General features: G+C 39.7%; 11 protein-coding genes and 1 pseudogene. 4 read left to right on the top strand and 8 right to left on the bottom strand.

The window, feature by feature from the left end; translation table 11 throughout:
• Positions 1–60: 60 nt before the first annotated feature.
• The 5 genes from HW279_RS09860 to HW279_RS09840 all read right to left on the bottom strand — a co-directional run bounded on the left by HW279_RS09860 (position 61) and on the right by HW279_RS09840 (position 5591).
• Positions 61–1767: a phospho-sugar mutase gene (locus HW279_RS09860; protein ID WP_178958840.1), complete on the bottom strand. Its 1707-nt coding sequence runs from the start codon at positions 1765–1767 to the stop codon at positions 61–63.
• 93 nt (positions 1768–1860) lie between these two features.
• On the bottom strand, positions 1861–2640 hold the full coding sequence (locus HW279_RS09855; protein ID WP_255495814.1) for a carboxypeptidase-like regulatory domain-containing protein: 780 nt from the start codon (positions 2638–2640) through the stop codon (positions 1861–1863).
• A 75-nt stretch (positions 2641–2715) separates the two neighbouring features.
• Positions 2716–4125 (bottom strand): CCA tRNA nucleotidyltransferase, encoded by a 1410-nt coding sequence (locus HW279_RS09850; protein ID WP_178958839.1) that lies wholly within the window; start codon positions 4123–4125, stop codon positions 2716–2718.
• The gene (gene kdsA, locus HW279_RS09845; protein ID WP_002672353.1) at positions 4125–4916 is read right to left on the bottom strand and encodes a 3-deoxy-8-phosphooctulonate synthase; all 792 of its coding nucleotides are present in this window, start codon (positions 4914–4916) and stop codon (positions 4125–4127) included. The genes HW279_RS09850 and kdsA overlap by 1 nt, the downstream gene beginning before the upstream one ends.
• A gap of 93 nt (positions 4917–5009) precedes the next feature.
• A complete protein-coding gene (locus HW279_RS09840; RefSeq protein ID WP_002672351.1) occupies positions 5010–5591 on the bottom strand; it encodes a MarC family protein in 582 nt (193 codons plus the stop codon).
• 967 nt (positions 5592–6558) lie between these two features.
• On the opposite strand from HW279_RS09840, the gene fumC reads away from it, so the two are divergent.
• Entirely contained in the window at positions 6559–7956 is a 1398-nt protein-coding gene (gene fumC, locus HW279_RS09835) for a class II fumarate hydratase (RefSeq protein ID WP_178958838.1), read from the top strand.
• Positions 7957–8046: 90 nt separating this feature from the next.
• Here the strand turns inward: fumC and HW279_RS09830 are convergent, their stop codons facing one another.
• The 3 genes and pseudogenes from HW279_RS09830 to HW279_RS09820 form a co-directional block, all read right to left on the bottom strand.
• Positions 8047–9501 carry an aminoacyl-histidine dipeptidase gene (locus HW279_RS09830; RefSeq protein WP_178958837.1) on the bottom strand — a complete coding sequence of 485 codons (1455 nt, stop codon included), beginning with the start codon at positions 9499–9501 and terminating at the stop codon, positions 8047–8049.
• Positions 9502–9638: 137 nt separating this feature from the next.
• Positions 9639–11860, bottom strand: a pseudogene (locus HW279_RS09825) (patatin-like phospholipase family protein).
• An 88-nt stretch (positions 11861–11948) separates the two neighbouring features.
• Positions 11949–12590: an O-methyltransferase gene (locus HW279_RS09820; protein ID WP_178958836.1), complete on the bottom strand. Its 642-nt coding sequence runs from the start codon at positions 12588–12590 to the stop codon at positions 11949–11951.
• A 640-nt stretch (positions 12591–13230) separates the two neighbouring features.
• Here HW279_RS09820 and pncA point away from each other — a divergent pair.
• The 3 genes from pncA to HW279_RS09805 are packed head-to-tail and all read left to right on the top strand — an operon-like array spanning position 13231 to position 16104.
• Entirely contained in the window at positions 13231–13770 is a 540-nt protein-coding gene (gene pncA, locus HW279_RS09815; protein WP_016479475.1) for a bifunctional nicotinamidase/pyrazinamidase, read from the top strand.
• A gap of 23 nt (positions 13771–13793) precedes the next feature.
• Positions 13794–15254, top strand: a complete 1461-nt coding sequence (locus tag HW279_RS09810; protein WP_178958835.1) for a M14 family zinc carboxypeptidase — start codon at positions 13794–13796, stop codon at positions 15252–15254.
• Positions 15255–15279: 25 nt separating this feature from the next.
• Complete coding sequence (locus HW279_RS09805) at positions 15280–16104, top strand: endonuclease/exonuclease/phosphatase family protein (RefSeq protein ID WP_178958834.1); 825 nt, start codon at positions 15280–15282, stop codon at positions 16102–16104.

The raw sequence follows: 16104 nt of genomic DNA, 5'->3' as shown, positions 1-16104 counted from the left end.
ATCATTGAATGCAGAGGTACTGTCTATTTGCGGACTCTATAGAGTATATAGAGTGGTTCATTATTTTAGCTTCAACTCTTCTACTATCTTTTGGATTTTGCTATCCAAAACCTTTTGAGTTGCTTCAAAAGTGTCTACACTGCTCAAAGATGTATTTACACTGAAATAAAACTTAATCTTAGGCTCTGTACCGCTGGGGCGTGCTGCTACGCGGGTACCCTTATCGGTGTGGTAGATAAGCACATTCGATTTAGGAACGTCTATTTCTTCTACTTTGCCAGTAAGTGGGTGGAATGCCTTAGACGATTGGTAATCGCAAATCAGCGTTACTTTTTCTCCGTTAATTTCCTTCAACGGATTTTCGCGCAAGTCTTTCATCATCTTAGCAATCTCTTCTGAGCCCGAAATACCTTTTTTCACTAAGGAAATGAGGTACTCTTTGTAGAAACCGTATTTGCTATAAGCGTGTAGCAATTCTTTGTAGAAAGAACTGCCTTTAGCTTTGGCAAATGCTGCAATCTCACAAGCCAATAGGGTCGCAGTTACGGCATCTTTATCGCGTACAAAATTACTTATCATATAGCCGAAGCTTTCCTCTCCACCGCCTATGAAAGTAAGCTTAGGGAAGTCTTTTATCATCTTGGCAATCCATTTGAAGCCCGTGAGACCTTCTTTGTATTCCACTTTGTATGCATCGGCGATAGCTTTTACCATAGGAGTCGAAACGATAGTAGAAGCTACAAACTCGTTGCCTTTAAAGCCTTTTTTGCTTTGTTGTGCCAAGAGAAAGTCGGTCATCATTACCATTGTTTGGTTACCGTTAAGTAGCACCATTTTGCCGTGAAGGTCGCGAACGGCTATACCTATACGGTCGCAATCGGGGTCAGTACCTATTACGATATCAGCTCCTATTGCGTCTGCTTTTTTGAGTGCCAACGTAAGAGCTTCGGGCTCTTCGGGGTTAGGTGATTTTACAGTTGGGAAGTTACCATCAGGTACAGCTTGTTCCTCTACGATGTGTACATTAGTAAAGCCTGCGCGTTTGAGCACATCGGGTACCATAGTGATAGACGTTCCGTGCAAAGAAGTAAATACAATTTTTAGCTTGTCTTTCTCAGGAGCATTGAAGTCTCCGTGTTTGATAGATGCTTCGGCAAAAGCATTGTCAAGTTCTTTGTCGATGTAGTGAATAAGACTCTCATCGGCATTGAATTTGATATCTTTGAAGTCAATTGCTTCAATAGCTTTCATAATATCACCATCTTCGGGTGGTACGGTTTGTCCGCCGTCTTGCCAATACACTTTATAACCGTTGTATTCTGGTGGATTGTGAGAAGCGGTAAGCACGATACCTGCTTGGCAGCCTAAGTAGCGTACTGTAAACGAAAGCTCTGGGGTAGGGCGGAGGTCGGAGAAGAGGAATACTTTTATGCCATTAGCAGCAAACACATCGGCTACTATTTTGGCAAACTTCTTAGAGTTGTTGCGACAGTCGTGAGCGATAGCCACTTTAATCTCTTGGTTAGGGAAGCATTTTTTGAGGTAGTTGCTCAATCCTTGGGTATTTTTGCCTAACGTGTATTTGTTGATTCGGTTAGTACCAATTCCCATAATACCGCGCATACCACCAGTACCGAACTCTAAGTTCTTGTGAAAGGCTTCGTTGAGCTCATCGGGATTTCCGTCGATGAGGGCTTGAACCTTGTTGCGGGTTTCTGCATCAAAAGTGTCAGAAAGCCACATTTTTGCTGTTTCAATACTTTTCATAAAATTAATTTTATATAGAGGCTGACTCTTGTTATATATTTTATCAGCGTTGTTTTTCGTTAGCAAAGGTACAAATTAATTATTAAATAACAATTAATTATTAACATTTTTTTTTGTTTCTTCTTTCTGTAAATTAGTTAATTCATTCCACCATTCGTATAACATAAATTCTAATTGCTTGTTGTCTTTTCGCTCTACAAGCCGGTGTGCTTCGGGCTTTTCCATTACATAGAAAGCCAAGGAGCCTATTTCTTCTTCCGTTAGGTGATGTTCATTTTTGAGGTAGTTGCTCATCTCATTTACGATGTAATGTGCCACTCTTAGGTTCTTTTCATTGATAACTTGTTGCTTTATAATCTTTGCCTTTCCGTTCAGGTGGTTGATAATTGCATTGAAGTTAAAACTCACATTTCCTACTAGTAGTTTGTAGAGAGTGAGTTTGTCTATTTGAAGAATATCTGTATTAGCGTACTTCCGTTTCTCTTCCCAAGTGCGTTCTTTTGGAGTGTGTTGTAAAATACCCAAACTCTGAGCAGTAATCTTAGGCTTTTCAGTAACACTCACTTCTTCTAATGCAATGGTAATATCAGCCATTTTTAAAACAACCAATCGCTGTAAATCCACTTGTGTAAGGCTGTGGTAAAGTGTTTTCTTGCCTACATACGTAGCTTTTAAGCTCTGTCCTTTGGTAGCGTCTATCGAAAAAGACCCCTCAGCATCGGTAGTAGTATAGTGCTGGTTGTCTATGTTTTGAATATGCACCCCTTCCAAAGGCGTATTGTTGTAGAATACTTTTCCTCTGATACGCGTTATTTCTTGCCCCCTTATCAAAAGCGGACTCATCAGCAATAATATGAAAAACCATAATCTCATTACTAAATTAATCGCCTGTACGGCTCGCACTGCTTGTGTGGCTCACACTGCCTGTGTGGCTCGCATCTCGTACCTCTAAATCAACTTCATCTTCTTTGCTTTCTCCATCATAAAGGCTTTGGCAGCCTCGTATTCATTAGGGATTTTCCCCTCTAAAATCGCTTCTTTTATCGCTTCTTTTAGCATTCCTACCGGTTGTGAAGGAGGTAAGTTGAACGTCTGCATTATCTCTTCGCCGCTTACCGGAGGTTGGAAATTGCGAATGTGGTCTTTCTCTTCTACTTCCACTACCTTTTGGCGTACTATCTGGAAATTGTCGTGATATTTTTTGAATTTCTTAGGGTTTTTAGTAGTAATATCAGCTTCGCAGAGGGTCATTAGGTCTTCAAATTCCTCTCCAGCATCAAATACTAAGCGGCGTACAGCCGAATCAGTAACAATATCATCAGCGATGATAATAGGGCGCGAACTCATCTTTACGATTTTCTGCACGTATTTCATCTTGTCGTTCAGAGGCATTCGCAAACGTTTGAAGAGGTGATATACCATCTTGCTCCCCACAAACTCGTGTCCGTGAAATGTCCAACCTATCTTCTTGTCGAAGCGTTTGGTAGGTGCTTTGCCAATGTCGTGTAAGAGTGCTGCCCAACGTAACCAGAGGTTATCGGTGTTTTCTGATATATTATCCACCACTTCTAAGGTATGCCAAAAGTTATCTTTATGACGTTGTCCGTCGTGTTCCTCCACCCCTTGCAAGGCAATGAGTTCTGGGAGGATATAGTGTAACAAGCCCGTTTCGTACAGCAATTTCAGTCCAATAGAAGGTTTAGCCGAAGCGAGTATCTTGTTCAGTTCCTCTACAATACGCTCGTTCGAGATGATTTTTAGCCGTTCCTTATTATCAGTAATAGCTTTTAGCGACTGCTTTTCAATCTTAAAATTCAGTTGGGTAGCAAACCTGATAGCACGCATCATACGCAAAGGGTCGTCTGAATAAGTAATATCAGGGTCTAAGGGAGTGCGAATGAGCTTTCGTTTTAAGTCGCCTAAGCCGTCAAAAGGGTCGATAAGCTCGCCAAAAGTATCTCTGTTCAGAGAGAAAGCCATTGCATTGATAGTGAAATCCCTACGGTTTTGGTCGTCTTGTAGCGTGCCACTCTCTACATAAGGCTTGCGTGAGTTTGCCTCATAGCTTTCACGGCGTGCCCCTACAAACTCAATATCTAAGCCATCGGCTTTAATCATTGCTGTACCAAAGTTTTTAAATATCGATACTTTAGGAGCATTAGGCAATCGCTCAGCTACTTTTTCAGCCAACGAAATACCACTACCGATTGATACTACATCGATGTCTTTGGGAAGTTTTTTCTCTAATAAATAATCGCGTACAAAGCCCCCAATCACGTAACTTTCAACCGATATCTCAGCTGAAATATCGCTTATGAGTTTAAAAATAGGATTAGAAAGTGCTTCAGTATAGTTCATTAAAATTCGTTAATTGTTTTGCGAATGGCAACCAAACGCGTTAAAAGACCTTCAAGGAGGTCGAGATGTAGCATATTTGCCCCATCACTTTTGGCGTTAGCAGGGTCAAAATGGGTTTCGATAAAAAGTCCATCAGCATTGTTCACAATAGCAGCGCGGGCAATGGTTTCAATCATATCTGGGCGACCGCCTGTTACCCCACTACTTTGGTTAGGCTGTTGTAGCGAGTGCGTAACGTCCATTACTACAGGAGCAAACTTGCGCATCGTCGGAATTCCTCGAAAATCTACTATCAAGTCTTGATAACCGAACATCGTGCCACGGTCAGTTATCAACGCTTTTTCATTGCCACTATCAAATACTTTTTGCACGGCAAATTGCATACTCTCAGGACTCATAAACTGACCTTTTTTCAGGTTCACTACCTTGCCCGTTTCGGCTGCTGCCACCACCAAATCAGTCTGGCGTACCAAGAAAGCTGGTATTTGCAGTACATCTACATATTCGGCAGCCATCGCCGCATCGCTCACCTGATGAATATCAGTAACAGTAGGGACATTAAAGGTTTGCCCTACTTTTTGGAGTATTTTTAGTGCCTTTTCATCGCCTATGCCCGTAAACGAATCTACGCGACTCCTATTGGCTTTCTTAAAACTCCCTTTAAAAATGTAGGATATATTCAGTTTATGAGTGATATTCACTATATGTTCAGCAATTTTCATCGCCATATCTTCCCCTTCTATAGCACAAGGTCCCGCTAAGAGAAAGAAATTATCTTCTTTGTTTATCATTTTGTTTAATTGTTAGTTATAATTCTTTGAGGTTAGTAGCTTTTTCGTAATTTTTTATTTGTCGGTGAGGTTCGTACTGTCATTTATCATTCATCATTGCCCAAATAACATCGCCCTAATATTAGTAGTAAACAAGTTTACTGCAATCGCTAAAAGTATAACTCCAAAAAGGTTGTGAATTACGGTAATGCCCTGTTTGCCTAAAAACTTCTCTATTTTCTCCGAAGATTTAAGCACTATATACACAATAATCATATTAATGAGGATTGCCACTATAATATTCTCTACATAAAACTTTGCCCTAAGGGAGAGTACAGTAGTGAGTGCCCCTGCTCCTGCCACCATAGGGAAAGCCAAAGGGACAATAGAGGCAGTCTCGGGCGTAGTGCCTTTGTAGAGGGTGATACCTAAAATCATCTCTAAGGCGAGAAAAAAGAGAATAAATGCCCCAGCTACAGCAAATGCCTCAACCGTTACTCCAAACAAATTGAGTAATTGCTTGCCTATAAATAAAAACAGAATAAGCAAAATACCGGCTACAATAGCTGTTTTCTCAGATTGTATACGTCCTGCTTTTTTGCGCAGATTAATAATGATAGGCACACTCCCGATAATATCAACTACCGCAAAGAGCACCATAGTAGCGGAGATAATCTCCTTTACATCGAAATTCATAATCTAAAAAATTTGTGCAAAAGTACTAAAATAATTGCGAACGATGAAAAAAAAATCTCCCAATTTGTTAATTAATTGATTTACCAATATTTCAATATAACTAAAAGCTTTATTTCACCTACATCATAATACGATAAAAACGCTTTTTACAATTGTCATAGCATCATCTTTCCTTCATCGTTTGTTCGTCATTTGTTCATTTGCCCGTGCGGCTCGCACCGTCATTTGTTCGTCATTTGTTCGTTCATTGTTCGTCTTTTGTTCGTCTTTTGTTCGTCTTTTGTTCGTCTTTTGTTTTCCTTAGGCTTGATTCAGTTTCGCTCTATCTTCAAATAAGTCTTGTCTTTCAGACCGATAGCCTTTATCAATTTTTCTTTAAGGCTTGTCCCCCTTCGGGGGTTCGGAGGTTTCTCACTCGTCTTTTCTCTATCTGACCTTGTACCTTGCACCGCTTTTTGTATGAACTTTGCCCAAGTTTCAAACTTTGGCAAAGTTGAAATCCACTAATAACCTTCTTTTTATCTATCTTTTAGCTTTAACTTAGATTTATCCATCGTTCGTCTTTTGTTCGTTCTAGACCCACTGTAGACCCACTGTAGAGCCACTGTAGACCCACTGTAGAGCCACTGTAGACCCACTGTAGAGCCACTGTAGAGCCACTGTAGAGCCACTGAAAAGCCACTTATTGTTCGATTATCCTATAAGTTTCCTATAAGTTTTGTATATTCCTCTCCTAATTTCATCATTAATTCATTTCACCCCCAAAATGCTCGTCGTGCTACGACTGCTCGTTGTGCTACAATTGCCCGTCGTGCTACGACTGTCTGTGTGGCTCGCACTACCTGTCTTTAATAAATAGAATACAGTAATGGTATCAAAAAATCTCAGAAAAATTTTAATATTTAGAAAATACAACGTACCTTTGTAGCGTTTTTAAAAGAAGATTATTTTAACTAATACAAACAAAATGAGTTATAGAATTGAAAAAGACACTTTGGGTGAAGTGAAAGTGCCAGCCGATAAATATTGGGGAGCACAAACAGAGCGTTCACGCAACAACTTTAAAATCGGTGCACCCGCTTCTATGCCGATTGAAATTATCCGTGGTTTTGCTTACCTTAAAAAGGCTGCCGCTTATGCAAACTTCGATTTAGGAGTGCTTTCAGCCGAAAAACGCGATGCTATCGCTCAAGTTTGCGATGAAATTCTCGAAGGCAAACTCAACGACCAATTCCCATTAGTAATTTGGCAAACCGGTTCAGGCACACAATCTAATATGAACGTGAACGAAGTGATTGCCAATCGTGCTCAAGTGTTGGCTGGTAAACAAATAGGTGAAGGCGACCCTGTATTAAAAGCCAATGACGATGTAAACAAGTCACAATCGTCTAATGATACTTTTCCTACCGGTATGCACATCGCTTGCTATAAAATGGTAGTTGAGAAAACTATTCCTGGTGTTCAGAAACTACGCGATACTCTCGCTGCTAAATCCGAAGCTTTTAAAGATGTAGTAAAAATAGGTCGTACTCACCTTATGGACGCTACACCACTTACTTTGGGGCAAGAACTTTCTGGCTACGTATCTCAACTCGACCACGGTTTGCGTGCTCTTAAAAACACATTAGCTCACCTTTCAGAATTAGCCTTAGGAGGTACAGCCGTAGGTACAGGGCTCAACACCCCTAAAGGTTACGATGTGAAAGTAGCTGAATACATTGCTAAATTCACCGGTCTACCTTTTGTAACCGCTCCTAATAAGTTTGAAGCTTTAGCTTCTCACGATGCAATTGTCGAAAGCCACGGAGCTCTTAAACAATTAGCCGTATCACTCAATAAGATTGCAAACGATATTCGTATGATGGCTTCAGGACCTCGCTCAGGTATAGGCGAAATCCTTATTCCTGCTAACGAACCTGGTAGCTCTATTATGCCCGGTAAAGTAAATCCTACCCAATGTGAAGCTATGACAATGGTGGCAGCTCAAGTAATGGGTAATGATGTAGCCATTTCAATAGGAGGTACACAAGGTCATTATGAATTAAATGTATTTAAACCATTAATGGCTTCTAACTTCCTTAAATCAGCTGAGTTGATAGGAGATGTTTGTGTATCATTTGAAGAACACTGTGCAAGTGGTATTGAACCTAATTACAAACGTATTAAGGAATTAGTAGATAACTCGTTAATGCTTGTTACAGCTCTTAACACTAAGATTGGCTATTACAAAGCAGCCGAAATAGCGCAAACGGCTCACCGCAATGGTACTACTCTTAAAGAAGAAGCTGTGCGTTTAGGTTATGTAACTCCGGAAGACTTCGACAAATGGGTACGCCCTGAAGATATGGTCGGAAGCCTTAAATAAGTAATATAAAAAGTGTATAATATTTCAAAAAGGGGAAGCTATCAATTAGATAGCTTCCCCTTTTTTATATAAGTAACTGTATACTTGTTCTTATTTGTTAGGAATATGTTGCAATATCGCTAGTAAGAACTTCCAAAACTTCTGTACAGAAGCTATATTTACCTTTTCAGCTGGCGAGTGTGCCCCTTTGATAGTAGGACCAAAGCTCACCATTTCCATTTCGGGGTAGTGGGTTCCTAAAATGCCACATTCTAAGCCTGCGTGGCAAGCTACTACATTAGGCGTTTCACCGAAGAGCGTTTTGTATTGTGCTTTTACAATCTTCAAGATTTCAGCATCTACTTTGGGCTCCCAACCTGGGTAACTACCAGTGTATTCTACTTCAAATCCAGCTAACTCAAAACTACTGCGAATCGTATCAGCCAAATCATATTTAGAAGTTTCTGAAGCTGAACGAGTGAGGCAATACACGTTTATTTCGCCGTCTTTAATTTGTACCCTTGCTACGTTATTGCTGGTTTCTACAAGGTCAGCAATCGTCTGACTCATTTTGTACACCCCGTTGAAGGCTGCGTAAAGAGCGCGTAACACATCTTCTTGTTCTTCTTCTTCCATTACTTTCTCAGGTACCGCAGTAGGTTCAAGTAATACTGTAAGAGTCGGTTCAGTTACTGAATACTCGTGTTGGAGAGCTTGGGTAAGCGTAGCTACTTCTTTTTTAAAAGCTACTTCGTCGTTTTTATTAATAGTTACCACCGCTACGCTTTCTCTCGGAATAGCATTGCGCAAACCGCCTCCATCTACACTTGCAATATGCAAACCAAATTTCTCAGTACAAGTGAATAATATACGGTTCATCAGTTTGTTAGCATTAGCATAGCCCTTATGGATATCTGTACCACTATGTCCGCCGTGCAATCCTTTTATGGTAAGTATATAGCCTACTGAATTATCAGGCGTATCTATCACGTCGTACTCTCTAAACGCCGATACATCTACACCACCGGCACATCCTATATCAATTTCGTCGTCTTCCTCAGTATCTAAGTTGAGAAGAAAATCACCAGAGAGCAATCCGCCTTTGAGCCCTTTAGCACCCGTCATTCCTGTTTCTTCGTCAATAGTAAAGAGAGCTTCAAGAGCAGGGTGGGGGATATCCTTACTTTGTAAGATAGTCATAATACTCGCAACCCCAATACCGTTATCGGCTCCCAAAGTTGTACCATCAGCACGTACCCAGTCGCCATCTACTAACATTTTGATACCTTCCTTACTAAAGTCGAACACCGTATCATTGTTCTTTTGGTGTACCATATCGAGGTGCGATTGTAACACTACTGTTTTGCGGTTTTCCATTCCTGCCGTAGCGGGCTTTTTAATGATTACATTGCCCGTTTCGTCTTGGTAGGTATCAAGTCCTAAACTTTTGCCAAAAGCCACCATAAAAGCAATGACTTTCTCTTCTTTTTTTGATGGACGAGGCACGGCATTCAAGCTCGCAAAGTTCGCCCATAACTGTTTTGGTTCTAACTCTGTTATTTTCATTATATTTATTAATTATTAGTTTTTAGTCATCAGTTATCAGTTGTTAGTATTTAGTCGCTACCGCTTTTACCTTTTATTCACATACCCAGCTGTGAGCCCTCGCTGGCTTTACCTTTTACCTTTTATCTTTTACCTAATCAGAACCAGTACCCTATATTAAACAGCCATATCGCTTGTCGTATTTCAGGTGAGTAAGTGCACTTCAGTTCTATAGGACCTAAAAAGCTCTCAATGCTATATCCTATCCCATACCCCGAATAGTCTGGGTATTTCTTCCACTCAAAGCTCTCAAAAAGATTATTGTCTGCTTTAGCAATATTCGCTAATAATAGCAAGTGTTGTTTCTTAAAGGGTTGGATATCTATTACCAATTCTGATTTTAAGTAGTTTTTAGCACCAATACTCAAAAATCATAGCCGTAAAAAGGTGAATAGTTCGTAAATACATTCTTGTTATACCCTCCTAAAAAGAAGTCTAATGAGTATACATTAGAGCCTCCTATGGTAACACCACCTTCTAATCCTACTCGTGCGCTCAATCTTGGCAAGATAGGAAAAGCAAATGATAACTCTGTTTTACCCGTTGTAAATTTGTTAAAATCTGAGTAGTTAGAGGCAAGTGCATAAAAATTGAACTGTGTATTGAAGTACACCCCTCTACTGGGGAAAAAGCTATTGTTAAAGCTGTCGTATTTAAGATAAGAATACAAACTGCCTATATGACTCTTTTCCGAATACGAAGTCGCTGAACTTATTGAATACACTTGCTCAGTATCAAACTGTATTTTACGGTGCTCTACTCCTAAGCCAAATACAAAACCATTACCCGAAAGTGTTTGCAAATACAGCTGATTTACCCAGTCGTAAGCCTCTACGTCCATTCGGTTGAGCTCCGACTGCTCTATTCGGTAGTTAGACAAGCGTTTTGTGTTCAGCTTTCGGTCGAATTGCACAAACTTAGATCGCAATCCATAACTGATGTAAAATCCCTTATCCACAAAATAATCAAACTGATAGCGTATGTTATCTCCTACAATAAGGTCGAGTGAAAGAAAATCACTGCTTTGTAAGAAATAGTTCCGAGTATAGTTCATCAAGAACCCTGTTTTTAGCAGATTGTCATAATGTATCCCAAATTTCAAAAAGGTGCGTTGCGGATTCTCTCTTAAATAAAAGTCTATATGTTCCCCTTCAAATGTGTGCCTAATCTGGTGATTGATAGAATGGAAATTGTTAGTAGCCATCAAGTTGTCGATTCCGTCGTTCAGTTGCTCGAACGAAATCTTACGGTTTAAATATTTCAAGTGTAGTTTACCGCGCAAATAACTACGCGAAAAGTGTTCGTTGTTATGAAAATGGACGTCTTTTAAGTAAAAGGAATCTATCTTTTGTATTCGTTCTCTTTCCTCTGTATGTTTTTGTTGAGCTGCAATCTCACGCAATCTTGGTAGAAAATGTTCCGCTGCTATTTTGCCATTGTTGATGATTGTCTCTCCTTTATCAAACGAAATAACGTTGAATCCCTCTATATTAGGTTTGATGTACACATCGGTCTCTTTTATTTTTTTTGGCATATTATCTATCATCGGGAAGGTAGTAATCTGCGAAAAAATACTCAAAAAAGAGTTAATCTCCTCTCGTTTTGCTAGCGGACTCTGTACATCTACCCCTATGATAATATCCATTCCTTTTTTCTTAACTTCGTCTACCGGATAATTATCGGCAATACCGCCATCGGTAAGCCATTTACCATCTATTTCTACCAAATCGAATAGCGAAGGAAACGAACCGCTTGCTTGTATCGCTTGAGGCAAGAAACCGTTTTCGAGTACTACTCCTTTACCTGTTTCTATATCCGTTGCTACACACAAGAAAGGAATGGGTAACTGCGAAAAATCATAGATTTCATTCACCGGATAGAGTAGTTTCACAAACTCGTTGTAGATGTTTTGTCCTTTTGATACCGCACGAGGCAACCCTACTTTGAAGTTATTGAAAGGCAATGCTACTGCATAACGGTCGTATATATAGCGCTCGTGTAATGATTTAGCACGGCGTGAAGTCTTGTCTTGCAGGAGTTTATCAAAGTCTAACTGACGGAAGATAGAGTCCAACTCATTAGCTGAATATCCCGCTGCATACATAGCTCCTACCATAGCCCCCATACTCGTACCCCCGATGTAATCGATGCGCACCCCTGCTTCTTCCAACACTTTTAGTACCCCTATATGTGCTAACCCTTTCGCACCTCCACCGCTGAGTACCAATCCCACTTTTAAATCCTTTTTGTGGGTAGTATCTTGCGCACGCAGAAGAGGACTACTAAGTATCAGAAATATGGTTGCTAAGAATATTCTCATCCAATGAATTGCTTTTTAAAACAGGTACAAAGGTATAAAATAATTAACAAATAACAATATAAAAATGAGGATTAATTTTTTAATCACTCTATTTTACTCTCGATATGGTAATACCGTCCCGTATGGGGAGTAGCACTGTCTCTATACGAGGGTCTTCTTTTAGTTTTTGGTTGTAAGCCATTAAGGCTTGGGTATGTTTATCCGAAGGCTTTACTTCTTGCACTACTTTACCACTCCACAACACATTGTCAGAGAGGATAACACCTCCTGAGTTCATTTTGTCTATCACCAAATCAAAATAATGAGCGTAATTCTGTTTGTCAGCATCTATGAAAACAAGGTCGAAAGTAGTGCTGAGAGTAGGAATAATATCGGTTGCCTTGCCTAAGTGTTGCACAATTTGCGCCCCATAGCCACTCCGGTCAAAAAACTCCCTTTGCAGGTCAGTGAGTTCCTCTTTGATGTCGATAGTATGCAAGACACCATCAACTGCCAACCCTTCTGCCAAACAGAGGGTTGCGTAGCCCGTGTAAGTGCCTATTTCCAAAATGGTTTTAGGCTGTATCAATTTAGAGAGCAAACTGAGGAAACGCCCTTGTAAATGACCACTAATCATTCTCGGTTGCAATACAGTAAGGTGAGTGCGCCTACTGAGTTCTTGCAGTAAAGGAGGTTCGCTGTCAGTATGTTCGCAAGCGTAATTTTCTAAATCTTCTGATAAAAAGTGCATTGGTAAAATATTTTTTTGGCAAAGATAGCAATAATATTCAAAAAAGCTGTACCTTTGCCACAAAAGCCAAAGGTAGAGGAGATTGATAGAAATGTAGAAGAAGCGAGGTAAAGTACTTTTTATTTCCAATATAACAATAACTTTACTATACCTTTTCTTCGTTCATTGTTCATTTGCCCGTGTGGCTCGCACCATCATTTGTTCGTTCATTGTTCATTTGCCCGTGCGGCTCGCACCGTCATTTGTTCGTCATTTGTTCGTCATTTGTTCGTCATTTGTTCGTCATTTGTTCGTCATTTGTTCGTCATTTGTTCGTCATTTGTTCGTCATTTGTTCGTCATTTGTTCGTCATTTGTTCGTCATTTGTTCGTCTTTTGTTCGTCTTTTGTTCGTCTTTTGTTCGTCTTTTGTTCGTCTTTTGTTCGTCTTTTGTTCGTCTTTTGTTCGTTCATTGCTTATTTGCCCGTGCGGCTCGCACCGTCATTTGTTCGTCTTTTCATTATCTGCCTGTCGTGCTATGACTGCCCGTGTGGCTCGCACCGTTTATCACATAAGATTTCGTATAAACCCTCCTAACTCGCCATTAACCATTAATTATTAATCATTAACCATTAATCATTAGTTTAGAAAAAGAGTTACTATGAAAGCACTTGTAATTGTAGATGTTCAAAACGATTTTATGCCTACCGGTACATTACCTGTACCTCAAGGCGACCAAATAATTCCCTTTATCAATGCCGAAATGACACAAGGGTATGACCTTATTGTTGCAACACAAGATTGGCACCCTGCTACTCATAAAAGTTTTGCAAGTCAGCACGCAGGAAAAAAGCCTTTTGAAGTAATACAGCTCGGAGGTATCGACCAAATACTGTGGCCTGACCACTGTGTGCAAGGTACTTTCGGAGCTGAACTGCATAAAGATTTAGATATTCGCCCCATTGCAGCCATCTTTCGCAAAGGAATGAATCCCGAAGTGGATAGTTACAGTGCTTTTTTTGATAATAATAAACAGAACAACACAGGATTACACGGCTTTTTGCAAGACAAAGGCATTACAGAACTCGTATTTTGTGGCTTAGCAGGTGATTTTTGTGTAGCTTATAGTGCCAATGATGCCAAAGCCTTAGGCTATAAGGTAAGTTTGTTCGACAAAGGTATAAGGTCAATCAATTGCTAAAAAATAAATATTGAAAGAATAATATGTTAAAAATAGAAGTGAAATATATTGCTTATATAATATTAGCTGTGGCTTTTGAGGGTTGTGATACACCTTTCTTCTCTCCAAGGGAGAACTACCAAACACCCTTTGAGCAAACTGATGGTACCAAGAGCTCATCGTATGAGGAAGTAATAGACTACTACAAAGATTTATCGAAAGAGTTTGCTTCTATTTCCTTTAAAACAATGGGGCAAACCGATAATGGTCAGCCATTGCACCTGGTAATCTACAGTCCCGATGCCGAGTTCAATCTCTCCAAGTATCACAAAGATAGAACCATTGTTTTTATTAATAATGCTATTCACGGCAACGAACCTGATGGAGTGGACGCTACTATGTTGCTCTTTCGTAATTTGGCGCAGAATGAAATCAAGCTTTCCAAAAATGTGATAGTAGTAACTATCCCAGTGTATAATATAGGCGGAATGCTCACAGGTAAGAAAAACAGTGAAGCAAACTATAATTTGAACTGCGATTTTGTAAAAGCTGATGTAGAGAATACTTTCTCATTTGCTAAAATCTTACAAGAAGTACAGCCAGATATCTTTATTGATAACCACGTAACTGATGTAGCTAATGCTTCTTATGTGTTAAGCTATTCTACCTCACAAATTGAGAAGTTAGGTGTTTTTACAGGAGGTTATATACGTGATGCTTTATTGCCACGTCTCTCTCAGCAGTTAGAAAAAAGGCAACTCCCTTTCCAAAGCGATAGTTTGAGAACCCCTTTTAAGCAATTAACCTTATCCTCACACCCCGATATTCCTCGATATGCCACTGGTTATGTCAGCTTGTGGAACTGTATGAGTATCCGCATTAATACTAATGGGCAGAAACCCTACAAACAACGCGTAGAAGCTAACTATGAGATGATGAAGACCCTTGTAGAAATAGCCGATGCTGACAATCAGTATATCAAGCAAGTAAAAATCAAACAAACAGAGGCTGATAATGCACAAAAAGAATATTCGTTGGAATGGGAAATAGATTCCACTCAATATACAAAAGTAGATGAAAAACCTCTTTACAATCATTTTAAACCCGTGCAGAGTGTTAGTATTCCTCAAAGTTATATCGTTCCTAAAGTATGGCAAAGAGTAATTGATCGCCTAAAAGCTAACGGTGTAGCAATAACAGAAATAGAGAAAGATACGCTGATGAATGTAACATCTTATCGCATTGAGAATTTTAAAACTTATACCTATCCGTTTGAGGGGCATTATTTGCATCACCAAACACAAGTGAGTCCTCAGAAAGAAAAAGTACAACTTTACAAAGGCGATTATCTTATTGAGGTAGCGCAACCTGCTAAACACTATCTGTTAGAAACCTTAGAACCTCAAGCACCTGATTCTTTCTTTAATTGGAACTTTTTTGATAGTATTTTAGGGAAAGAAGAAGGCAAAAATAAACCTATTTACCCTATTTACCGAAAAGAATAATTAATAATTTTAAAATAGCAATATTATGAAACCATTATTATTTATTTTATGTGTCTTGCCTACTTTTTCCATAGCGCAAGACCTAACCGTAATGACTTATAACATTCGTTGCGAAGTTCCTCAAGACGGTGTAAACGCTTGGACTGATGGCAATAGGAAAGAAAAGGTATTTACAGTGCTTACAGAGGCAAACCCCGATATCTTTGGAGTACAAGAAGCCTTACCACACCAACTTAAATTTTTGGAAGAGCGTTTCCCTACTTATCAGCGTGAAGGTGTAGGGCGTGACGACGGCAAAGAAGCGGGTGAACATTCGGCTATTTTCTTCAAAAAAGGACGTTTTACCTTGCTCGACAAGGGGAACTTTTGGCTCTCTCAAACTCCTGAGGTGCCTTCCTTAGGCTGGGACGCTACTTGCTGTAACCGCATCTGCTCTTGGGTGAAACTCAAAGATAAGAAGACGACCTTTTGGGTGTTCAATCTCCATTTCGACCACGAAGGCAAGGTAGCTCAGGTACAAAGTGCTGACTTGGTATTGCAAAAAATCAAGGAGATTGCCAAGAGCGGAAAAGTCATCTTAATGGGTGATTTCAATCTTCCTACTGAGCACCCTGCCGTACAAAAAATAGCATCTCAGTTGTACGATACCCAGTTATCACCCACTAATAAAACACCTAATATGGGTACTTTCAATGCTTTTAAAACCGATGAACCTTTAAAAGGACACATAGATTTTATCTTTGTTCAGAAGTCTATAAAAGTAAAACAATATAAAATTATAGAAACCCGCATCGATGGTCTCTATCCTTCCGACCACTTACCTGTATGGGTAGAATTAGAACTGAAATAA

Source organism: Capnocytophaga sp. oral taxon 903, assembly GCF_013394785.1.
Taxonomy (GTDB): Bacteria; Bacteroidota; Bacteroidia; order Flavobacteriales; family Flavobacteriaceae; genus Capnocytophaga; species Capnocytophaga ochracea.
Note: the sequence above shows the minus strand (reverse complement) of the source record. Positions and strands in the feature narration are given on the sequence as shown.